At 72.1% G+C, this 21,453-nt stretch carries 18 protein-coding genes; 13 read left to right on the forward strand and 5 right to left on the reverse strand.

The window, feature by feature from the left end:
* Positions 1-43: 43 nt before the first annotated feature.
* The 10 genes from proC to ACQEVU_RS03465 all read left to right on the forward strand — a co-directional run bounded on the left by proC (position 44) and on the right by ACQEVU_RS03465 (position 11,510).
* Positions 44-847: a pyrroline-5-carboxylate reductase gene (gene proC / locus ACQEVU_RS03420; protein ID WP_433320376.1), complete on the forward strand. Its 804-nt coding sequence runs from the start codon at positions 44-46 to the stop codon at positions 845-847.
* Between the two features lie 22 nt (positions 848-869).
* Positions 870-1,370, forward strand: coding sequence for a DUF2199 domain-containing protein (locus ACQEVU_RS03425; RefSeq protein WP_433320379.1), 501 nt, complete (start codon positions 870-872; stop codon positions 1,368-1,370).
* 589 nt (positions 1,371-1,959) lie between these two features.
* Positions 1,960-3,042 (forward strand): FHA domain-containing protein, encoded by a 1,083-nt coding sequence (locus tag ACQEVU_RS03430; protein ID WP_433320382.1) that lies wholly within the window; start codon positions 1,960-1,962, stop codon positions 3,040-3,042.
* A gap of 733 nt (positions 3,043-3,775) precedes the next feature.
* On the forward strand, positions 3,776-4,963 hold the full coding sequence (tuf, locus tag ACQEVU_RS03435; protein ID WP_433320385.1) for an elongation factor Tu: 1,188 nt from the start codon (positions 3,776-3,778) through the stop codon (positions 4,961-4,963).
* A 47-nt stretch (positions 4,964-5,010) separates the two neighbouring features.
* On the forward strand, positions 5,011-5,520 hold the full coding sequence (locus ACQEVU_RS03440) for a DsbA family protein (RefSeq protein WP_433320388.1): 510 nt from the start codon (positions 5,011-5,013) through the stop codon (positions 5,518-5,520).
* Between the two features lie 130 nt (positions 5,521-5,650).
* Positions 5,651-6,688 carry an acyltransferase family protein gene (locus ACQEVU_RS03445; protein ID WP_433320391.1) on the forward strand — a complete coding sequence of 346 codons (1,038 nt, stop codon included), beginning with the start codon at positions 5,651-5,653 and terminating at the stop codon, positions 6,686-6,688.
* Between the two features lie 81 nt (positions 6,689-6,769).
* Positions 6,770-7,585: a hypothetical protein gene (locus tag ACQEVU_RS03450; protein WP_433320393.1), complete on the forward strand. Its 816-nt coding sequence runs from the start codon at positions 6,770-6,772 to the stop codon at positions 7,583-7,585.
* Between the two features lie 42 nt (positions 7,586-7,627).
* Positions 7,628-8,755, forward strand: a complete 1,128-nt coding sequence (locus ACQEVU_RS03455) for a hypothetical protein (protein ID WP_433320396.1) — start codon at positions 7,628-7,630, stop codon at positions 8,753-8,755.
* Positions 8,752-10,227 (forward strand): hypothetical protein, encoded by a 1,476-nt coding sequence (locus ACQEVU_RS03460; RefSeq protein ID WP_433320399.1) that lies wholly within the window; start codon positions 8,752-8,754, stop codon positions 10,225-10,227. Before ACQEVU_RS03455 ends, ACQEVU_RS03460 begins: the two co-directional genes overlap by 4 nt.
* On the forward strand, positions 10,224-11,510 hold the full coding sequence (locus ACQEVU_RS03465; protein ID WP_433320402.1) for an AAA domain-containing protein: 1,287 nt from the start codon (positions 10,224-10,226) through the stop codon (positions 11,508-11,510). The genes ACQEVU_RS03460 and ACQEVU_RS03465 overlap by 4 nt, the downstream gene beginning before the upstream one ends.
* Positions 11,511-11,869: 359 nt before the next feature.
* On the opposite strand, the gene ACQEVU_RS03470 is transcribed toward ACQEVU_RS03465, so the two are convergent.
* The 4 genes from ACQEVU_RS03470 to ACQEVU_RS03485 all read right to left on the reverse strand — a co-directional run bounded on the left by ACQEVU_RS03470 (position 11,870) and on the right by ACQEVU_RS03485 (position 15,572).
* Positions 11,870-12,169: a hypothetical protein gene (locus tag ACQEVU_RS03470; RefSeq protein ID WP_433320405.1), complete on the reverse strand. Its 300-nt coding sequence runs from the start codon at positions 12,167-12,169 to the stop codon at positions 11,870-11,872.
* Positions 12,170-12,374: 205 nt separating this feature from the next.
* The gene (locus ACQEVU_RS03475; RefSeq protein WP_433320407.1) at positions 12,375-14,216 is read right to left on the reverse strand and encodes an endonuclease/exonuclease/phosphatase family protein; all 1,842 of its coding nucleotides are present in this window, start codon (positions 14,214-14,216) and stop codon (positions 12,375-12,377) included.
* On the reverse strand, positions 14,179-14,808 hold the full coding sequence (locus tag ACQEVU_RS03480) for a winged helix-turn-helix domain-containing protein (protein WP_433320410.1): 630 nt from the start codon (positions 14,806-14,808) through the stop codon (positions 14,179-14,181). Before ACQEVU_RS03480 ends, ACQEVU_RS03475 begins: the two co-directional genes overlap by 38 nt.
* Before the next feature lie 374 nt (positions 14,809-15,182).
* Positions 15,183-15,572 carry a hypothetical protein gene (locus ACQEVU_RS03485; RefSeq protein WP_433320413.1) on the reverse strand — a complete coding sequence of 130 codons (390 nt, stop codon included), beginning with the start codon at positions 15,570-15,572 and terminating at the stop codon, positions 15,183-15,185.
* Positions 15,573-15,650: 78 nt separating this feature from the next.
* Between ACQEVU_RS03485 and ACQEVU_RS03490 the strand changes: the two genes are divergently transcribed.
* Positions 15,651-17,645, forward strand: coding sequence for a diguanylate cyclase domain-containing protein (locus ACQEVU_RS03490; RefSeq protein ID WP_433320416.1), 1,995 nt, complete (start codon positions 15,651-15,653; stop codon positions 17,643-17,645).
* Between the two features lie 624 nt (positions 17,646-18,269).
* Here the strand turns inward: ACQEVU_RS03490 and ACQEVU_RS03495 are convergent.
* Positions 18,270-19,040, reverse strand: coding sequence for a thioesterase family protein (locus ACQEVU_RS03495; RefSeq protein WP_433320419.1), 771 nt, complete (start codon positions 19,038-19,040; stop codon positions 18,270-18,272).
* Between the two features lie 29 nt (positions 19,041-19,069).
* Between ACQEVU_RS03495 and ACQEVU_RS03500 the strand changes: the two genes are divergently transcribed.
* Both ACQEVU_RS03500 and lpdA read left to right on the forward strand, forming a co-directional pair.
* Complete coding sequence (locus ACQEVU_RS03500) at positions 19,070-20,041, forward strand: magnesium transporter CorA family protein (protein WP_433320422.1); 972 nt, start codon at positions 19,070-19,072, stop codon at positions 20,039-20,041.
* Positions 20,038-21,417 (forward strand): dihydrolipoyl dehydrogenase, encoded by a 1,380-nt coding sequence (lpdA, locus tag ACQEVU_RS03505; RefSeq protein WP_433320425.1) that lies wholly within the window; start codon positions 20,038-20,040, stop codon positions 21,415-21,417. Before ACQEVU_RS03500 ends, lpdA begins: the two co-directional genes overlap by 4 nt.
* Positions 21,418-21,453 lie beyond the last annotated feature (36 nt).

Here is a 21,453-nt window from a genome sequence, read left to right on the forward strand (position 1 = left end):
CCGCCGCTCGGTGGCCCCAGGCTCGTCGTCGGGGGAGTTCTCCTTGCGCACCATCGCGGTCTTCGGCGCCGGCAAGCTCGGCGAGGTCCTGCTCTCCGGCCTGCTGCGGGCCGGCTGGTCCGCCGACCGGCTCATCGCCACGGCGAGGCGCCCGGAGCGGGCCGAGGAGCTTTCCCAGCGGTACGGCATCAGGGTCGTCGACAACGAAACCGCCCTGCTCGAGGCCGACGTCGTCACCGTCGCCGTGAAGCCGCAGGACGCCGGCACCCTGCTGGCCGACCTCGGCCCGAAGATGCCCGACGGCAAGCTCGTCGTGTCGCTGTGCGCCGGCCTGCCCACGGCGTTCTTCGCCAAGTACCTGCCCGAGGGCACGCCCGTGGTCCGCGTCATGACCAACACCCCGGCGCTCGTCGACGAGGCGATGACCGCGATCTCGGCCGGCCCGCACGCCACCGCCGAGCACCTGGCGGTCGCCGAGGAGATGTTCCGGCCGCTCGGGCGCACCATCCGGCTGCCGGAGTCGCAGCAGGACGCGGTGACCGCGCTGTCCGGCTCCGGCCCCGCGTACTTCTACTACCTCGTCGAGGCCATGACCGACGCCGGCATCCTGCTCGGCCTGCCCCGGCAGGTGGCCCACGACCTCATCGTGCAGACGGCGATCGGCTCGGCGATCATGCTGCGCGAGTCCGGCGAGCACCCGGTCAAGCTGCGCGAGGCGGTCACCTCGCCGGCCGGCACCACGATCAACGCCATCCGTGAGCTGGAAAATCACGGCGTGCGCGCCGCCTTCCTGGCCGCGCTCGAGGCCGCCCGCGACCGCGCGCGGGAGATCGCCGCGCAGAGCTGACGTTTGGGTGTACCGTGCCGCGGTGACTTTCGTCTGTGCCTGCTGCGACGCGGAGATCGGCGACGTCCCGACCGTGTGGGCGTTCTCCGCACCCGACTACTGGGGCGCCCCGGAGGCGAGCGGCGAGTCGTTCCTCGAGGACGAGCTGTGCTGCATCGACGCGCCCGAGTTGCAAGAACTGCACTTCTTCATCCGGGGGCTCATCGAGATCCCGGTTCGCGGCGCGGATGAGCACCTGACGTACAACGTCTGGGTCAGCCTGAGCCCGGCGAATTTCGAGCGCGCGGTCGAGCTCTGGGACGACCCCGCCCGCGTGGACGAGAAGCCCTATTTCGGCTGGCTTTCCAACAACATTCCGGGGTACCCCGAAACGCTGCAGCTCAAGACCAGAGTGCATACTCGGGAGCCGGGCCTGCGCCCGCTCGTCGAGCTCGAGCCGACCGACCATCCCCTGGCCGTCGAGCAGCGCGACGGCATCGACGCGCACCGCCTCGCGGAGGTGGCGAAGGTGTGCGGCGGGTGAAGCCCGCGTTCATTCAGGCATTCACCACTGTTGACGTCTTCGGTGATGATCTACCGTCATTACCAACAGTTAGCTGATGTGTACCCACGACGTTATCGGCAACCCCCCGTGCCTCCGCGTCGTGCGTACCGCGCCCGGCGGTTTCCCCAACCTTCCCCCAAGGTTCGCCGAGAGCGCGGCGCAAGGCCCGCCGTCGACCGCAGAGGTGGTCGGCGGCGGCTTTGCGGCTGTGTTTCCAGATTGCCGCGCGTCCCGCCTCCGTCGCCCGCGCGTCCGCGAGCGGCTTTGCCGCGCGTCGGCCTGCGTCGCCCGCGCCGCGGTGGGCGGCTTTGCCGCGCGTCGGCCTGCGTCGCCCGCGCCGCCGTGGGCGGCTTTGCCGCGCGTCCCGCCTGCGTCGCCCGCGCCGCTGTGGGCGGCTTTGCCGCCCGTCGGCCTGCGTCGCCCGCGCCGCCGTGGGCGGCTTTGCCGCGCGTCCCGCCTGCGTCGCCCGCGCCGCTGTGAGCGGCTTTGCCGCGCGTCCCGCCTGCGTCGCCCGCGCCACCGTGAGCGGCTTTGCCGCGGGTTGGCGAAGCTGATGCAGAATGTTCGGGTGCGATTCGAAACAAGCCGGACACTGGACGCGATCGAGCGGCGACTGACGGTCGACCCATTGGCGGCCGGCGGCGTCATCGACCTCGTGGACGCCGCCCGCAGCGTCGACCTCGACGGCGGCCGCCCGGCCGCGCTCGTGCGCCTCGGCCAGTACATCGACGCGCTCAGCCGCCGCCTGGGCGACGGCAACACGGGCCTGTACGCCATCACCGAGCGCGGCGCGATGTCCGACACCGACTTCACGTCCAACGAGCGCATGGTGCTGCGCCGCTGGTCCGACGACGGCCTGATCGAGATGCTGCCGCCGGGCGCGAGGGTCAACGCGCGCGTGCGCGAGGTGGCGCACCTGACGGGCGTACCGGTGATCAGCCGCTCCCCGCTGCCCGGCCACCCCGGCCCGGTCTACCTCACGACGGGCGCCCCGGGCGGCCTGGAGCTGACGCTGGCCCCCGCGACCGGCGCGACGCGGCTGCATCCGGTGCTGCAGCGGTACTGGCGCTGCCCCGCGAACGACTGCCCGGTCCTCGGCCGCCCTCCGGCCAACGGCGCGGGCCAGGCCCCGCCGGCCCTGCCCAGCGGCGCACCCATCTGCCCCCGCCACGGCGACCGCCTGATCGACTCCGGCCCCCGACCGCCGGCCATGATGCTGGCGGTCCGCATCAACGGCACGGTCCGCACCCGCTTCCCGGTGACGGCGGCACGCCCCGTGACCGTCGGCCGCGCCCCCGACGACCAGTCCGGCGTGACGATCGGCACCTGGCTCGACGACGAGTCGAGCCGCCGGGTGAGCCGCAACCACCTCCGCTTCGAACTGCGCGACGGCATGCTGCTGGTCACCGACGTAAGCACCAACGGCGCCGCGATCCTGGCCCGCACCGGCCCGACGACCCCGCCCCGCGAGGTGGACCTGAGCCGCGGCGAGCCCAAGGCGCTGGGGGAGTGGGACGAGGTCGAGCTCTACCCGGAGATCACGGTCGGCCGCGCGGACCGCCCACCGGCGGACGCCCCGACGGGCAGCGCGCCGAACTCGGTCATGGCCGACGCCCCGACGATCGCCATGCGCCTTCAGCCACCGCGCTGACCGCTCGCCGCCTTCGTTGCGGTTTGCCCGGATAAGTCGGGCGCTGACGCGCCACGACTTATCCGGCTTATCATCATTTTTTCGGTCGCACCGTTCGTCCGATTAGGCCGCGCCTAATCATGGCGGGCTGAGTCATGGCGGCCGCGCCCCGTCGCTTCGCCCCCCAGTCGCGCGTGCCGTGTCGCGCCGTGCGTCATCGCGCCGTGCCGTGTCGCCCCGTCGTGCCGTGTCGCGTCCTGTCGTGCAGGCTGGATCGTGCCGCGCCTTGTCGGGCGGGGTTGGGCCGCGCCCGGCCCGGTCCGGTCGCGCCTGCCGCGGTGTGCCGGGTCCATTGCGCCGCGGCGACCGTCGCCGGGACATATACGAAATGTCGGATAAATGCGGCGCGCCAGCGCCGTATTTATCCGCTTTCCATACCCGCCCGGGGTATGTGTGCAACGCCACTCGTAAATGCATTGCCGCCGCCGGCCGTGCGAGCTACCTTTCCCAACGTGATCGCGACGACCGCCCTTCTGGAGCACGGCCACCTGGCCGGCTCGGCGGTCGCCTGGGCGCCCTCAGCGCTAGACGCGGCGCTAGAGGCCGGCCTGCGACGCTGACCCTCCTCCCGCAGCATCCTGCGGAACCGACGGAGGAGGGTGAGCCGGCGAGCCGGACGCCCACCAACGCATCCAAACCAAGGCTCGCCCGAGGGTTCTGCGCATCCAGCCACAAATCCACTGTGGAGTGTCAGATGGCCAAGCAGGCGTTCACGAGGAACAAGCCTCATCTCAACATCGGCACGATGGGTCACGTCGACCACGGGAAGACGACCCTGACGGCCGCCATCACCAAGGTGCTCGCCGAGCGGTACCCGAGCGTCAACCGGTACACCTCCTTCGAGGGGATCGACCGGGCGCCGGAGGAGATCACGCGCGGGATCACCATCAACATCGCGCACGTCGAGTACGAGACGGCGACGCGGCACTACGCGCACGTCGACATGCCGGGGCACGCGGACTACGTCAAGAACATGATCACGGGTGCGGCGCAGGTCGACGGGGCGATCCTCGTCGTCAGCGCCGTCGACGGGGTCATGCCGCAGACCCGCGAGCACGTGCTGCTCGCGCGGCGGATCGGGGTGCCGTACCTCGTCGTGGCCATGAACAAGGCCGACGCGGTCGACGACGCCGAGCTGCTGGACCTCGTCGAGCTCGAGGTGCGGGAGCTGCTGAGCGAGTACGGGTTCCCCGGGGACGAGATCCCGGTGATCCGGACCAGCGCGCTCAAGGCCCTCGCCGGCGACCCGGCGTGGGTGCAGTCGGTGGTCGACCTGCTCGAGGCCGTCGACGCGTACGTGCCGCTGCCCGAGCGGGTGACCGGCGAGCCGTTCCTGATGCCGATCGAGAGCGTGCTCACCATCACCGGGCGCGGGACCGTCGTCACGGGGTCGGTCGAGCGCGGCGCGCTCGTGCTCAACACCCCCGTCGAGGTGGTCGGGCTGGGACCCACCCAGTCCAGCGTGGTCACCGGCATGGAGATGTTCGGCAAGCAGCTCGACAGCGCCCAGGCCGGCGACAACGCGGCCCTGCTCCTGCGCGGCGTCCGGCGTGGCGACGTGCAGCGGGGCCAGGTCGTCGCGCTGCCCGGGTCGGTCGCGCCGCACCGGCGGTTCAAGGCGCACGTGTACGCGCTGACGACCAAGGAGGGCGGCCGGCACACGCCGTTCTTCGCCAACTACCGGCCGCAGTTCTACTTCCGGACCACGGACGTGATGGGCTCGGTGGACCTCGGCGACGTGACGATGGTGATGCCGGGCGACACGGTCGACGTGACCGTCGAGCTGGGCAAGCCGATCGCCATGGACGTCGGCCTCGGCTTCGCCATCCGCGAGGGTGGCCGGACCGTCGGCGCCGGCACGGTGACCGAGCTGCTGGACTAGGCAGAAACCTTAGGGGAAATCCCCGGGAGACTGGGAAGGGTGCCTTGATGAGCGCCCTTCCCAGTCTCACCAGCGAGGACCACGTGCAGGGAGTGCCCGGCGCGCCGATCACCCTCGTGGAGTACGGCGACTACGCCTGCCCCGACACGGGCCGCGCGTTCGGCGTTATCGAGCGGCTCCAGCTGCACTTCGGCGACCGGTTGCGCTTCGCCTACCGGCACTTCCCGCTCGTGGACGTGTTCCCGCGGGCGATGCCGGCCGCGCTGCTGGCCGAGGCGGCCGCCGACGCCGGGGCGTTCTGGGGCATGCATGCGCTGCTGCTGTCCCACCAGGACAGCCTCGAGGACGTGGACCTCGCCCGGTACGCCGACCAGTTCGGCCTGCCCGACACGGGCGGCCGGCGTTCACACCACGAACGGGTGGAACGGGACATGGACAGCGGGCGCGCGGTCGGGGTCGAGGGCACCCCGGCGTTCTTCATCAACGGCGTACGCCACGAGCACGGGTTCGGCTTCGACGTGCTCAGTGACGCGCTGGACAGCGCGGGTAACGGGTGAGAAAGAGGTGAACTGCTTCAATAGTCCATTTGGTTACGGCTTGCCACCCCTAGGATCTTTGAGAATAAACACAGCCAATTTTGAGCGGAACCGGGGTTGCCCGTAAGGGTCTTTGGGCAACCTATAGGGGATGCGGAACCGGTACGTAGACCTCCTGCGAGCCGTCGCGATCCTCCGCGTGGTCACTTACCACACGCTCGGGTTCGCGTGGCTGACCGTCGTCTTCCCCGCTATGGGCCTCATGTTCGCGCTCGGTGGCTCCCTCATGGCCGCCTCGCTCGACCGCTCGGGCCCGAAGGCGATCGGCCGGCGGATACGCCGCATCGTCATTCCGTTCTGGGTCCTCGGCGCGTTCGCCGTCGTGCTCATGTCGCTGTGGGGCGGCATGGAGCACAGCTGGCGCACGCTGCTGTGGTTCGTACCGCTCGACGACCCGCCGACCAGCGAACGCGGCGGGTTCTGGTTCAGCCAGATCTGGTACGTCCGCTCGTACCTCTGGTTCATCATCGCCTCGCCGGCCCTGCTCTGGCTCTTCCGCCGCTGGCCGATCCCGAGCGTCGTGGTGCCGTTCACGGTGCTGGTCGTCCTGTGGGAAACCGGCTACGGCACCGGGGGCACCGTCCGCGACTTCTTCATGTACGCCCCGGCCTGGATGCTCGGCTTCGCGCACCACGACGGCACGCTGCAGCGCATCTCGAAGAAGGTCCTCTGGCCGGTGTGCCTGGTGATGGGTGGCATCGGGCTCGCGATCCTCTTCTACACGCCGGGCCCCCGCGGGTACGACATGAACGACGTCCCGATCGCCGACACCCTGTGGTCGACGGCGTTCCTGCTGATCATGCTCAACGCGGCCCCGGCGGCGATGTCGCTGGGCGTGGCCGAGCCGGCCGTCGAGGCGATCAACCGGCGGGCCCTGACGATCTACCTGTGGCACGAGGCCGCCATCACGTTCGTGCGGATGGTGGGCGTCTGGCTCGGCATCACGCTGGTCGGCGGGTACCACGACTTCGTCCAGCTCGCCCTGGTCGCCGCCCTGGTCGCGCTGCTGGTGCTGGGCCTCGGCTGGGTCGAGGATCTCGCCGCCAAGCGCAGGCCGCAGCTCTTCCCACTGCCGAAGCGAGCGCCCGTCCCCAGACTGGAAGAGCAGCCTCAGCCGGTACCCGCATAAAGCCTGTCAAAAAATAAGCAAGCGCGACACGCCGACACTGGTCTTTGCTGGAACTTGCTGGAACCAGTTACCGTGCCGTTCGTGTCCGAATCGATCTCGGCCCCCAACGAGCACATTGAGCTGCTCGAGCGCCGGATCGACCGGCTGCGCGGCGAGCTGCGCCGCGCGGCCACGACGGGGGATCGGGCACAGGCCAGGACGCTGCGCGCGGAGCTGCGCCGCGCCGAGCACGCCTGGGACACCGCGCTCGCGGACCTGGAGGAGCGGGCTCCCGCCGTACCGCGGCAGAATCCCGCGCCACCGATCCTCTCCATCCGGGAGCAGGTCCATCACGCCCTGACCCTGCTGACGGTCCCGGCGGCGCCGAAGCTGATCATCGCCGTCCACGACGCCTTCTTCCCGGGCGAGCTCGTGGCCGCGCGCCTGACCAGCCTGCGCCGGGACGAGGAGCGATCGTTCAAGGTCGCGCCGTACGGCCGGCCGTACTACCTCTGCCCCGCGCTCACCGCCGACCTGCTGGCCCCGGCCCGGGGACTGCTGGCCATCTCGACCTGGCCGCTGTCGACCCGCGTGGTCGGGCCGCTCAGCGCCCGGGTCGACTTCCTCATCGGCGCGATCAACGTGGCCCAGCGGGTGGCGCAGCTGCCCGACGACGCGCACGACGCCCGCCGGCTGCTGTGGCGCTTCGCCACCGGCATCCCGGGGGCCGCGGCGGCCGGCGGGGTGGGGGTCGATCCCGAGACCGTCGCCAAGCAGGCCCAGGCCGAGCTTGACGTGCACACCGACGCCGACACCGCGGACCGCGCCGCGGCGGCCGCCCGCGCGCGCGAACGGCTCGACGGCGCCGAGGCGCTCTTCGGCGCCCGGCTGCAGCGATTGCGCAAGACCGCGAACTAGAAACCCTTCCCCGAAAAAACTTCCCCAGAGATGACGAGCCCCATGGACGCACTGGTAGACCGGCTGGACCGCATCCGCGGCACCGTCGCGCCGCGCAACCACAACGCCCGTACCATCGCCGCGCTCACCAACAATCCCGGCTGCGGCCGGCGGGGCCTGATGGACGCCGCCGGGGTCAACAAGGGCGCCGTCGCCGGGCAGCTGGGCTTCCCGGCCGCGTTCGGCCAGTCGCGGTTCGCGATCGCCCGCGGCAACGCGTTCGAGGCGCAGGTCAAGGCCGACGGCGCGGCCGAGCTGCTGCAGCTGCTGCGCGAGCGGCTCGGGCTGGCGATTCCCGAGGTGGCGTACGACGACCTGTCCAACGTCGGCGGCAACGCCAGCCGCGAGGTGCGCTACGCCCGCACCCGCAGCCTGCTGGCCCGGGCCGCGGCGCAGCGCGACGACGCCGGCACGCTGTTCGACCACCCGATGCTCCGGCTCGACATCGCCGGGTACTACGCGTACCTCGAGCCCGACCTCATCGCCTTCCGGGTCGGCGGCCGGTTCCACGTCGTCGAGATCAAGTCGTTCGCGGTGATCGACGGGCAGGCCGACCCGGGCAAGGCGGCCGCGGCGGCCAAGCAGTCGGCCGTCTACGTGCTGGCGATGCGGGAGCTGCTCGGCGAGCTCGGCTACGGGCCGGAGAGCGTGTCGCACGACGTGGTGCTGGTCTGCCCCGAGAACTTTGCCAACCGGCCGACCGCCACCCTCGTCGACGTGCGCAAGCAGCTGACCGTGCTGCAGCGGCAGCTGTCCCGGCTCACCCGGCTCGACAAGATCCTCGACGCGCTGCCGGCCGGGCTGTCCTTCGACCTGGCCTACGACGCCGACCACAACGCCACCCGGCCGCCGGACGAGCTGCACAAGGCCGTCAGCGCGATCGACGCGCGGTACACCCCGGACTGCCTCGGCTCCTGCGAGATGGCGTTCTTCTGCCGCGACGAGTCGGCCGGCTCGACGGCAGCGCTCGGCCGCTCGATCCGCGACGACCTCGGCGGCGTCGAGAGCGTCTCGACGGTGCTCGGGCTGGCCCGGGGGACCCTCACGCCCGGCGCCGGCCAGGAGGAGATCGCGGGCCTGCTGCGCCTCGCGCACCGGCTGCGCACCGAGTGCCTGCAGGGAGCTGTGTGAGCATCCTGACGGCGCTCGCGCGCGCGGAGGCCGTCGAGTCGGGGCGGGCCCAGCCGCTGACCACGGTCCGGCACACGCACATCGCGGACACGCCATTGGTGTTGGTACCCCTGGCCCTCGCCGGCGAGGCCGCGGCGCCCCTGGCGGCGATGATCGGCACCCGCCGCGACGCCGGCCAGCTGCTCGTGGTGGCCAACCCGAGGGACCGCACCCAGCGGTTCCAGTTCGTGGCGAGGCTGGCGAAGGTCATCCTGGCGTACGTCGAAGGCTGCTCCCGCACCGTCGACACCGCCCATACGTCCAAGGTCCGCTACGCCGAGGCCCCGCAGGTGCTGGTGCCGAACCGGGGCGGCATCGAGTTCATCCGCCTGCTCGGCCGCTCGACCCGCTTCCGCCGCGCCTACGGCCCCCACCCCGTGCACCGCACCGTGCCGCTGCTCGGCCAGTGGCTGACGTTCCTGCGCGAGCGGGCCGACCACCCCGGCTCGGCCATGCTGCTGGCGCTGACCGAGGTGCTCGGCGAGCACTGGGCGACCGGCCAGAGCGGCCTCGAGGACGCCAACCTGGCGGCGCTGCTCGGCTGGATCGACCCCCCGGCCGGCCTCGACGGCGCGGCCGCGGCCGAGGTCGCCGAGGATCCGCTGCGCTGGCCGCCGGCCGGCCCGAGCACCGATCCGACGTTCGACAACGAGGTGCTCGCGCCGGCGCTGGCCGCGTATGCGCGCGCGGGCGACCCGCAGGGGCAGAGCCGCGCCGAGGCCGCGCTGGCCGCCGCGCTGCGCGAGCAGGTGGAGCCGACGTGGGGGCTCATGTGGCGGGCGGTCGACCTGCTGCGGGCCCGCCCGGCGGGCGCCTCCGTGGAGGCGCGATGGTCCGTCGACCGCGACGTTTTCACGATGTACCACATGTCGCTGGCCGAAGGGACCGCGCTGCCCCAGCCGCGGCGCGACAGCGCGGTCGCCGCCGCCGGCCGCCTCGACCGGCTCGAGCGTGAGCAGGCCCGCTACGAGGCGCAGCGCGCCCTCGACGACCCGCTGATCATGGCCGAGTTCCGCCTGTCCGGCGAGGCGTTCACCGGCACCGTCGTGTCGGCCTCGCCCAACCGCGTCGACACGTCGGGCAAGAAGGCCGCGCTGCGCCCGCACATCACCGTGCAGACCGACGACCCGGTGCGCCTGGAGCCCGGCGCCCTGCTCGTGTCGCCGGCCCGCCTGGCCCAGCAGGCGATGGTGGTGTCGGTGTCCTCGGTGGACGTGGTGCTCGAGCTCAGCAAGGGCATGGGCCGCTCGACGAAGCAGCCGGCGCCGGGCTCGGTCCCGGAGGTGGGGGAGCTCGTGACGTACGGCCCGGTCAGCGACGCCTACCAGCCCCCCGGCCGGTTCCCGAGCCGCGAGGACACACCCTGGACGCACGGCGGCCCGCCGCCGGACTACCAGCCCAACGACTCCGACGCCGCCGAGGACTGGTCATGACCGTCATCGACGACATCCTCGCCGACTTCGCATCGGCGGCCGGCCGCGGCGTCGTCGTCGACTCCCCGCCCGGCGCCGGCAAGTCCACGCTGGTCGTGCGGGCCGCACGCACCATGGCCGAGGCCGGCGAGCGCCTCATGGTCGTCGCCCAGACCAACGAGCAGGTCGACGACCTCATCGACCGCCTCGCCACCGCGGCCCCCGGCCTGGAGATCGGCCGCCTGTCGGCCTCGACGTACGTGCCGGCCCAGCGCGTCATCAAGCACGGCTCGGTCACGGTCAGCGGCGCGGTCTCCGACGTGCAGACGAGCGCGGTCGTCATCGGCACGGCCGCGAAATGGGCGACGGTCACCGAGGGAACCTGGGAGCGGGCGATCGTCGACGAGGCGTACCAGATGCGCTCCGACATGCTCCTGCGAGTCGCCGGCCGCTTCACCCGGGGCCTGTTCGTCGGCGACCCCGGCCAGCTCGACCCGTTCTCGGTCGTCGCCGTCGAGCGCTGGGCCGGCCTGTCCTGGGACCCGATGCAGAGCGCGGTCGCGGTACTGCTGCGGCACAACCCCGATCTGCCGGTCCACCGCCTGCCGGTCTCCTGGCGCCTCCCCCCGTCGGCCGCGTCGGTCGTCTCGGAGGCGTTCTACCCGTTCACCCCGTTCGCCGCCGGCACCCGCCCCGAGGACCGCCGCCTGGAGTTCTCGGTCCGCGCGATCGGCGGCGACCCGCAGGTCGACGCGACCCTCGAGACGGCGCGGCGCACCGGCTGGGCCCTGCACGAGCTCCCGCCCCGCCACACCGTGCGCACGGACCGCGAGGCGGTCGCGGCGATCGCGACCATCGTCGTGAACCTGCTGCGCCGGGGCCCGGTGGCGTACTCCGAGCACGCCCCCGAGGGCCGCCCGGTCACCTCGGACCGGGTCGCGGTCGGCGCCGCCCACCGCGACCAGGTCGCCGCGATCCGCCAGGCCCTGGCCGACACGGTGGCCTCGGAGGTCACGGTGGACACGGCAAACCGCCTGCAGGGCCGCGAGTACGACGTGACGGTGATCCTGCACCCACTCTCCGGCCGCCGCGACGCGAGCGCCTTCCACCTGGAGGCCGGCCGCCTGTGCGTGCTCGCGTCGCGCCACCGCCACGCGTGCGTGGTCGTCGCCCGCGCCGGCATCGCGGAACTGCTGGACACCCACCCGTCGGCGGAGCCGGTCCACCTGAACGTCCCGGTCCGCTTCCCGGACGGCTGGGAGGCCAACCAGGCCATGCTGGCCCATTTGTCGACGGTCGCCTGACGTGTTGTCCCGGTCCGATAAATCCGGCGCTGGCGCGCCAGATTTATCGGACATTTCCTATATGCCGCAATCTCCTGCCTGCGCACCGCCGGGTCAGCGAGGCCCCACGAGCGCCGCCTCGCACCGACCACCGAGACGCGGTTGCATACGGGCGCTGCGCGCTGCCTGACTGAGGCTGGGCGGCCGCGCCCGGGCAGTCGAGGGCGGCCAGCGGTGGATCAACGGCGCGCAGCTGTGCCCGGGTGGCGGGCGTGGTGGGCGGCGGCCGACCGTGGCGCGCAGCTGTGGATGGGCGGCGTGGATGAGACGAGCCGCGCCCCGCACCGAGGGGTGCGGGGCGCGGCCTTGCGGAGAGGAGGTTACCGCTTGACTCGTTTCCTCACGCTCTTGCTGGTACGCCGCCACGCGTTCACGGCGCGCTGCCGAGGGGTCTGCTTGGCCTTGCGGCGCCGCACGACCGTGATCACCGCCGCAACGGCGGTGGCCACCCCGGCAGCGGCGGCGGTCACCAGCGGAACGGGTCGGCGGCGGGCCGTGCCCTTGGTTTGCTCGACCAACGCGGTCGCGCGCTCCTTGGTCTGGCTCGTGAGGTCGCCGATGGTGTCGCCGAGGTCCTTGCGGGCCTCGGTCACGTTGCCGTTCGCATGTGTCACGCTCATCGCTGCCCCTTTCTCTCTAGCCTGGTGAATGCCCAATAGCCACGTGGCCCAATCACGCTCATCAGCGAGATACCGCGATATGACGAAATATCGGACATGTCCGCGGTGAACCACGCCCGCGTCGCGTAAAGGTCCGCGGCGCGACGCGTCCGCGTCACGTAAGGGGCCGCGCCCGCGTGGCGTAAAGGCCCGCGCCGCGCCGGCGTTACGTGAGGGTCGCGGCGACCAGCGCGTGGTCCGACGTCACCGCCGTGCCGACCGTCACCGACGAGCAGGTCAGGCCGCTCACCAGCATGTGGTCGATCTCCTCCACCGGGCGGTCGGCCGGAAACGTCCGCACCGGGCGGAAGGAGGCGAACCCGTCCGCGTACCCGGCCGCCACCAGCACCCCGAGCGACCCGCTGCCCGGCGTGACGTTCAGGTCCCCGGCGATCACCGTCGGGCGGGGGCCGGCGAACCGCGCCGCGAAGTCGGCGATCTCGCGCGCCTGGACCAGTGGCTCGGCGTCCGGCGGGGGCTGGATGTGCGTCGAGATCACGGCGATCTCGCGGGAGCCGTGCCGGACGATCGCGCCGAGCACCTGGGCGCCCGTCGGCGCGCCGGCGGCCGTCAGCGGGCGGGACTCGACGGCGCCGACCGGCAGGCGGGTCAGGATCGCGTCGCCCCACACGGCGTCGGCGGCCGGGCCGAAGACGTACCGCATGCCGAGGATCCTGGCCAGGACCGCGAGGTCGTCGTGGCCGCCGTTGAGCAGCCACGCCCGGTCGACCTCGGAGAGCACCACGACGTCGGGGTGCTGCGCGGCGATCGCCCGCGCGGCGACGGCCGGACGATAGGTCCCGTCAAGACCGAAACCCATCCGGATGTTGTACTCCACGAGCCTGATCGACCCGCCCGCCGCGACGGCCCCCTCGGGCGGTGGCGTCGTGCCCAGCAGCGACACGAGCAGGCACGCGGCCGCGACCCAGGCCCACGCGGGCCGCGCCGGCGCCGAGGGAACCACGGGCCGCAGCAGCGATGCGGCCGGCACGAGCGCCACGGCGGCGGGCACCCACTGGTTGGGATAGCCGATGTCGTACGCCGAGTAGTACGCGATCGCCGCCACCGCGAACAGCAGCATGCCCCCGACCGCGGCGTACCCGGGTCGCCGTCCCACCCGGGCCGATGCCAGGCGCAGGGCGAGCCCGAGCGTGGGGGCGCCGAGCAGCAGGGAGAGCCACAGCGGTACCGCCGCGGAGAAATCCCAGGCGAAGAACGCCGCGGAGGCGACCAGCAGGATCGCGGCGGCGACCCGCGCGGGCGCGCTCGTGAGCGGCGCGGGCAGGCGCGGCGCGAGCGCGACGGCCAGGAACGCGAACGCGGCGAGCCCGACCGCGAGCTGCGGGACGGCGACGGGCGGCGTCGAGGCGTACCCGTCGGGGCCGTACGACGCGGCCACCCCGGCGACGGCGGGCGAGAGGGCGTACACCCCGGCGAGCAGCAGCGCCGGCCCGACGAGCAACCACCCGCCGGACGCGGTGCGGGCGGCGGGGGAGCGCGCGCAGTACACGAGCACGGCCCCCTCGGCGAGCGCGATCGGGGCCGCCCACCACCAGGGGCGCCAGGACAGGTCGACGGTGCCGAGCGCGGCGTGCTGCACGGCGCCCGCGGCCAGGCCAAGCGGAACGCCGACGCCGGGCGACGCGCCGGCCACGGCGGTCGCGGCCAGCCAGGTCAGGCCGAGCAGCAGGCCGGCCGAGGCGGTGTACAGCTGCGGCGCCCCGCCGTGCACGAAGATCAGGGCGAGCCGGGCGGCGGCGAGGCCGAGCGCGCCGGCCAGGGCCACGCGGGCCGGCCCGAGGCGCTTGGCCAGCGGCACCGCCGCGGCGGCGGCCACGAACCAGGCGAGCGCGAAGGCGCCCATGAGCTCGGCCGGCGTGGATGCCGCCTGCCCGAAGATGGTGATGATCGAGGGGAGCCAGACCCGCAGGAGGTCGGCCAGCAGCAGGACGCCGGCCGCGACCGCGAGGTCAGTCTTCGCGCACCACGACCTGGACGGCGGCGTCATCGTCGAGACGATAGCCGACGCCGCGGACGGTGGCGATGATGCGTGCGGCGTCGCCGAGCTTGACCCGCAGGCGCCGGACGTGGACGTCGACGGTGCGCTCGGTGCCCACCATGTCGTAGCCCCAGACCTGGCGCAGCAGCTGGGCGCGGCTGAACACGCGGCGCGGGTGCTCGCACAGGAAGAGGAAGAGGTCGTACTCCCGGCGGGTCAGCGGCACGGGCGCGCCGTCCTGCAGCACGAGCCGCGAGCCGGTGCACAGGTAGAGCGAGGGCGCGTCGGGCGTGGCGCGGCCGATGCGCCGGGCCTTGGCGTCGGTCGCGGCGGCCGGGGTCGCGGGCGCCTCGGAGGCCGGGGCGTCGGCGCGCTCGACCAGCCGCAGGTTGCGGGCGGCGGGCGCCGGGGCGCCCGGCGTGCGGGGGAGGGGCACGTTGCGCTGGATCTGCTGCGTGGCCTGGCTGGCGGCGAGGGCCTCAAGGTCGCTGAGCAGGCGGGATGCCTCGGGTGGGAGCTCCTCGCCGTTGAGCGTGATGTGGACGGTGATGGTGACCACGGAGTTTGCGACGTCAGGCGCGCCGGCGACCGAAACGGCCATTTCTAATCCTCTCGAAAACCTTCTGAATGAACGCCGATATCAACCGGGGGTCACTCGACAAAGGCCGTCGAAATGGTGCTCGCGGCGGGATATCCACATTGGATCTAGCTGTACCTCGGGGCACATGGCATCGACCTTACCAGGAACGTCACACGAAGCGACAGCCGTGTTACGTGCCGCACAGAATAGATCGTGACTAATTCGTCAGACGTTTTGGGCTGGCATTCACCGGCAATTCACGAGACCGGTGCCCCGATAACTTTGCGTGAGCCGCGCGTTGCGGTCAATCGTTTCTCATATATTGGAAGATCGCCGGAAGTGGTCGTATCGCTACCCGTGCATGCTGGCGGAACATGACCCGCAAATCCTATCAGCTAGCTATGTTCGCGTCGTCCACCATATGGGATCATGGTGAGGAGGCGGCCCGGAGTGACAATACTCGCACCCAGGTCCGTCACCCTCTGCCGCAGCCGTCGATCCGATGTCACCACGATGACGGGCCGGTGACGGACATTGTCGCGTACGAGCGCCACAATGTGGTCATCGCCCGATTGCGGCGCCGCCTCGACCGGCACGCCGTCGATCGGCTCCACCCCGCGGGCGGCGCCCTCCACGACCAGGGTGACGTCACCCGGAAGAGCGGACCGGTCGCGTTGGGCGAGCGCGTCGCGCAGCCGGGCCGCGGCGCCCGCGCGATCGCGCCACCAGCCGTCGGGGACCGAACCGATCACGTTCGCGCCGTCGACGATGATGAGCGGTTGCATGTGGAAGTTTTACCCCCGCGGTACGTGATTCCCCTCAGTACCCGTTCCGCCGGGCCGATTTCCTGCCTCGGAGGGAGCATGGAACCAGTGCGCGAGACGGCGGGCATCACCCTGCGCGCCATCGTGCGGTACGTGCGCGCCCGGGGCGGCGACGCCGCGGTGCTGCGCACCCTCGAGCTGGCCGGCGAGCACGAGCCGGTGGAGGCCTACGACGACCCCCGCCGCTGGTGGTCCTACGAGACGAAGATCAACGTCTTCGCCGCGGCCGCGAAGGCGCTGGGCGACGAGTCGATCGCGATGCAGGTCGGCGAGTCGATCCTGACGTACTCCGTGAACACCCCGCTGCGCCTGGGCCTGCTGCTGCTCGGCGGCCCCGCGCAGCTGATCCGCCTGATCGCGACCACGAGCGCCAAGTTCAACGCGGCCGCGGACATGTCCGTCGTGTCGTCCTCGGGCGGCGTGGCGACGGTGCGGTACCGCCTGCGCTCGGGCTACACCCCGTCGCGCTACGACTGCGACTACACCCGCGGCCTGCTCACCCAGCTGCCGGCGCTCTTCGGCCGCCCGCCGGCGACGGTCGTGCACGAGGCGTGCCAGGTCGCGGGCGCGGACGCGTGCCTGTACACGGTCCGCTGGCGCCGCCGCCGCTGGTGGCCCCGCCGCCGGCCGGCTGCCGACGACACCGCCGGCGACGTGCTGATCGGCCGGCTCGAGCTGCTGCAGCGCACCGTCGCCGAGCTCGTCGCCGCCGAGCAGCCCGACCGCGCCCTGGCCCTCGTCGCCGACCGCGCCGGCTACGCGGTGAACGCCCAGGCCTTCCTGCTCGTCGCCAGCCCCTCACCGGGCGCGCCGCGGCAGGTGCACGGGTACGGCCTGAGCGAGGACGAGATCGAGGTCCTCGCCGCCGCCCCGCCCACCAGCTTCGACGGCACCCTTGTCGTGGACATCGCCTCGCCGAACCGCTATTACGGGTACCTTGTCGCGTTCTGCAGTGATTTTTTCGAGGCCGAGCGCCGCATGCTCGACGCGTACGCGAACCTGGCCGCGGTCGCCCTCGACGCGCTCTCGGCGCTGGAGAGCGCGGCCGAGCGCCAGCGCATCGCGGAGAGCCTGCTGGAGCTGGCCCGCCGCCTGGCCCGCGCCCGCACGGCCACCGAGGTCGCCGAGGTGACGGTCGAGGCGGTCCGCACGGTGATGGCCGCCGACACCGCGTCGGTCCTGCTGCACTCGGACGGCCGCCTGCGCATGGCGGCGACGGCCGGCGCGGTCGACGAGCGCCTGAGCATGGCCCGCCGCCTCGAGATCTCCCGCGACGACACGGAGCTGTTCGACCGGTTCCGGTCGCTCGAGGGCGCCCCGCGCACGTATGACCGCGACAGCCAGGACCCGTTCGTCCGCGGCCTGCTGGACAAGTTCGGCCACGAGATGATGGTCGTCGCGGACATCGCGCTGCCCGGCAACCCTTACGGCATCCTGGTCGCCGCGTACGACACCCGCCACGGCACCGCGAAGGCCCGCGAGGTCGTCCACCGCCTGGCCGGCATCGCCGACCAGGCCGCGACCGTGCTGCGCACGTGCGAGCTGCTGGAAACCAACTGGCGCCTGGCCCACGTCGACGCCCTGACGGGCCTGGCCAACCGCCGCGCCTTCCTGGCCGCGCTGGAGGCCGCCCTGTCCTCGGGCGAGGGCGCCGTCCTCTTCATTGACCTCGACGCATTCAAGGCCGTCAACGACACCCTCGGCCACACCGCCGGCGACGAACTCCTGGCCGCGGTCGCCGGCCGCCTGGGCGGCTGCGTCCGCACCGGCGACCTGGTCGCCCGCCTGGGCGGCGACGAGTTCGTGGTCCTCACTCACGGCGCCCTGGGCGCCGGCGCCCTGCCCGACCTGGCCGCCCGCATCGAGTCCGCGTTCCGCCCACCGGTCGCCGTGCTCGACGGCACGCTGGTCGAGGCCCGCGCGAGCGTCGGCGGGACGCGGTTCGCGGCGGGGGAGCCCAGCCGCAACGTGCTGCACCGCGCGGACACCGCCATGTACGAGGCGAAGCGCGGCGCCATGGCGGTCCTCCGTTAGCGCGGCGCGGCTCGGGCCTCGCACCCGCGCCTAGCGCCTTCACGCGCCGCAACGCGCGAGGCGGAGCGGTGGCGCCGCCGCGACGCACCCGCCGGAACACGGCGCCGTCGCGAGGCCGACCGGCCGCCGCGACCGCCCGCCATGTCTCCAAGCCCGCCGCCGTGTCGCAACGCGCGAACCCGAAACCGGCGAGGCCGGGCGGACCCCGAACCCGCGAGAACCCCAAACCTACGAGGCCGCGCGGACCCCGAAACCTGCAAGGCGAAGCGCGTCGCCGAGCCCCACCGCGTCGCGCGGCGCCCGTGCCGAACGCCGCGACGGCCGCTCCGCGCGGTGTCGCGGACAGGTCCAGGACGCGACGCCGGACAGGACCCGCGCCGAGCCAAAAGCCTTCATCGTTCCTTGTAACGACCGTCACGAAAACGCCGAGCCGCGCGGTGTCGCGGGCGCGCGCTGCGCGTCGCCATGCCGTCGTCGAGCCGAGCCGAGTCGCTGCGCCAGAGCCGTTTCCGCGAACGCATCACCGGCTGCGATGCGGGCCTCGGCGATGGCTTCCGATCTATCACCACGCTACCACCCGCCCGGAAATTGATCTCCGGAGCGACTCTGCAGCGTAGTTTCCCGTTACGCTCCGGAGCGGCCGCCGGCCCGGCGGTAGGCGGCCAGCTGCGTGGCCTGGGCGACGACCCGGTCCGTGCTGTCCCAGACCTCGCACACCTGGTCCAGCAGCGACTCCGTCACCAGCCGGGCGCGCTGGCGCACCCGCAGCGGGCCCGGAGCCGGGAGCCCGCGAACGTACGCGGTCAGCTCCAACGTCGGCGTCCAACCGCTGCCGCCGAGCGTGAACGTGGCCGGCGGAAAGGAGTCCACGGCGTACAGCAGCGAAATCGGATCGAACGGGGTGCCGTCGTCGAACGCCAGCCAGCCGCGCAGGTCGCCCGGGGAGTCGAACGACACGCGCTGGTCGACCATCTCCAGCATGTCGATGCGTACGCCGGCGCCCGGGGGTTCGACCGGGGTGCGGGGCAGCTCGTCGCGCGGGGGGATCGCCGGAAGGTCGCCGTCGCTCCAGCGCGGGGCGCCCGCCGTGTGCAGGTCGCCCAGCGTGAACAGGGCCTCGACGCAGATGCGCTCCTTCTGGCTCAGGCGTACGCGGGCCTGGCTCGCCGAGCGGCCGTCGCGCAGCGCCTCGACCTCGACCGCGGCCGGGCCGGGCTCGGGCGGGGACAGGTAGACAGCGCTCGCGCTCATGGGGTGCGGGTGCAGCGGCGTCGCGGCGGCGCGGGCCATCAGCGCGAGCAGGTAGCCGCCGTTCGGGCGGCCGCCTACGGTCCATTGTGGATCGAGCTGGGCCTCGCCGGCCGTCACCGTCGTCGCCTGCGCGAAACCGGCCACCGCGGCCTCCTTCTGCTTTGATGTTGGGTATGGCGCGTACGCGGCTGTACCGGGGCGGACAGCTCGAGGCCGAGGATTTCCCGGTCGACGATATCTCCGAGCATCTCAAGGACCCCGACGCGGTGGTCTGGCTGGACCTCACCGAGCCCAGCGACGCCGACTACGAGCGCGTGCAGGAGGAGTTCGGGCTGCACGCGCTGGCGATCGAGGACGCCTCATCGCCGCACGAGCGGCCGAAGCTCAGCCACTATGCCGCGCACGTGTTTTTCAACGCGTACGCCATCGACTTCGAGCCGGGCGACGGCGGGCTCGGCGTGCACGAGGTCTCGGCGTTCGTGACCGACCGGGCGCTGATCACCGCGCACGCCGCCGACTTCGACATCGACGCCGTGGTCGAGCGCTGGGACGCGACCTCGGAGCTGGCCGGCAACGGGGTGGCGTACCTCGCGCACGGGCTGCTCGACGTCGTCGTCGACGGGCAGTTCGACGCCGTGCAGCAGCTCGACGAGGAGCTCGAGAAGCTGGAGGACCGGCTGTTCGAGGAGACGCCCCAGGCGATCCGCCAGGTGCAGCAGCGCAGTTTCCAGCTGCGCAAGAGCCTCGGGCGGCTGCGCAAGGTGGTTCTGCCGATGCGCGAGCTGGTCAACGGCCTCATGCGCTCCCGCCAGCAGCTCGTGAACGACGACATGATGCCGTACTTCCACGACCTCTACGACCACGTGCTGCGCGTGACGGAGTTCACCGAGAACCTGCGCGACTTCACCGCCACGATCCTGGAGTCCAACCTGGCGGTGCAGGGCAACCGGCAGAACACCGTGATGAAGAAGGTCACCAGCTGGGCGGCCATCATTGCGGTGCCGACGGCGGTTACTGGTTACTACGGGCAGAATCTGCCCTTTCCGGGTTATGAGAAGCACTATGGGTTCCTGACCTCGGCCGTGCTCATCGTGATTCTGTCTGTAGGGCTGTACGTCACCTTCAAACGCAAGGACTGGCTATGACTGAACACTTCGACGTCGTCGTCCTGGGCGCCGGCCCGGGTGGTTACACCGCCGCCGTGCGCGCGGCGCAGCTGGGGTTGCGCACCGCCATCGTCGAGGAGAAGTACTGGGGTGGCGTCTGTCTCAACGTCGGGTGCATCCCGTCGAAGGCGCTGCTGCGCAACGCCGAGCTGGCGCACATCTTCACCGCCGAGGCCAAGACGTTCGGCATCTCCGGCGAGGTCACGTTCGACTACGGCGCCGCGTTCGAGCGCAGCCGCAAGGTGGCCGACGGCCGCGTCAAGGGCGTGCACTACCTGATGAAGAAGAACGAGATCCGGCAGTACTCCACCCGGGGCACGTTCCTCGACGACCACACGCTGCAGGTCGGCGACGAGACCATCACCTTCGCCAACTGCATCATCGCCACCGGCGCCACCACGCGTCTGCTGCCCGGCACGACGCTCTCGGAGCGGGTCGTGACCTACGAGGAGCAGATCCTCGAGGACAAGCTGCCCGGCTCGATCATCATCGCCGGGGCGGGCGCGATCGGCGTCGAGTTCGCCTACGTGCTGCACAACTACGGCGTGAAGGTCACGATCGTCGAGTTCCTGGACCGGATCGTGCCGCTCGAGGACGCGGAGGTGTCCGCCGAGCTGTTCAAGCGGTACAAGCGACTGGGCATTTCGGTCCTGACCTCGACCCGCGTCGAGTCGGTCGAGGAGACCGGCGACGGCGTGCGGGTGACCGTGTCCGGCAAGGACGGCGGGCAGACGCTGGAGGCGGACAAGCTCCTGCAGGCGATCGGCTTCGCGCCGCGCGTGGAGGGCTACGGCCTGGAGAAGACCGGCGTCCAGCTGACCGATCGCGGCGCGATCGCCGTCGACGGGCGGCTGCGCACCAACGTGCCGCACATCTTCGCAATCGGCGACGTCACCGCCAAGCTGATGCTCGCGCACGCGGCCGAGTCGATGGGCATCGTCGCCGCCGAGACGATCGCCGGGGCCGAGACGATGGAGCTCGACTACGTCATGATCCAGCGGGCGACGTACTGCCAGCCGCAGGTCGCCAGCTTCGGCTACACCGAGGCGCAGGCCCGCGAGAAGGGCTACGACGTCAAGGTCGTGAAGTTCCCGTTCACCGCCAACGGCAAGGCGCACGGCCTGGGCGACCCGACCGGGTTCGTGAAGCTCATCAGCGACGCGAAGTACGGCGAGCTGCTGGGCGGCCACCTGATCGGCCCCGAGGTCACCGAGCTGCTGCCCGAGCTGACCCTGGCCCAGCAGTGGGACCTGACCGTGCACGAGGTGGCCCGCAACGTGCACGCTCACCCGACCCTGGGCGAGGCGGTCAAGGAGGCCGTGCACGGCCTGGCCGGCCACATGATCAATATGTAGGTCCAGACCGCGGGATCCGGCGGGATGGCGACATCG

Origin of the sequence: Dactylosporangium sp. CA-139066 (assembly GCF_050936175.1) — a bacterium.
In the GTDB taxonomy this organism is placed as follows: Bacteria; Actinomycetota; Actinomycetes; order Mycobacteriales; family Micromonosporaceae; genus Dactylosporangium.

Excerpts from the sequence above, each read along its gene's own strand:
- tuf (WP_433320385.1), top strand. The coding sequence starts at position 3,776 with ATGGCCAAGCAGGCGTTCACGAGGAACAAGCCTCATCTCAACATCGGC.
- ACQEVU_RS03440 (WP_433320388.1), top strand. The coding sequence starts at position 5,011 with ATGAGCGCCCTTCCCAGTCTCACCAGCGAGGACCACGTGCAGGGAGTG.
- ACQEVU_RS03445 (WP_433320391.1), top strand. The coding sequence starts at position 5,651 with ATGCGGAACCGGTACGTAGACCTCCTGCGAGCCGTCGCGATCCTCCGC.
- ACQEVU_RS03455 (WP_433320396.1), top strand. The coding sequence starts at position 7,628 with ATGGACGCACTGGTAGACCGGCTGGACCGCATCCGCGGCACCGTCGCG.
- ACQEVU_RS03465 (WP_433320402.1), top strand. The coding sequence starts at position 10,224 with ATGACCGTCATCGACGACATCCTCGCCGACTTCGCATCGGCGGCCGGC.
- ACQEVU_RS03470 (WP_433320405.1), bottom strand. The coding sequence starts at position 12,169 with ATGAGCGTGACACATGCGAACGGCAACGTGACCGAGGCCCGCAAGGAC.
- ACQEVU_RS03475 (WP_433320407.1), bottom strand. The coding sequence starts at position 14,216 with ATGACGCCGCCGTCCAGGTCGTGGTGCGCGAAGACTGACCTCGCGGTC.
- ACQEVU_RS03480 (WP_433320410.1), bottom strand. The coding sequence starts at position 14,808 with ATGGCCGTTTCGGTCGCCGGCGCGCCTGACGTCGCAAACTCCGTGGTC.
- ACQEVU_RS03485 (WP_433320413.1), bottom strand. The coding sequence starts at position 15,572 with ATGCAACCGCTCATCATCGTCGACGGCGCGAACGTGATCGGTTCGGTC.
- ACQEVU_RS03490 (WP_433320416.1), top strand. The coding sequence starts at position 15,651 with ATGGAACCAGTGCGCGAGACGGCGGGCATCACCCTGCGCGCCATCGTG.
- ACQEVU_RS03500 (WP_433320422.1), top strand. The coding sequence starts at position 19,070 with ATGGCGCGTACGCGGCTGTACCGGGGCGGACAGCTCGAGGCCGAGGAT.
- lpdA (WP_433320425.1), top strand. The coding sequence starts at position 20,038 with ATGACTGAACACTTCGACGTCGTCGTCCTGGGCGCCGGCCCGGGTGGT.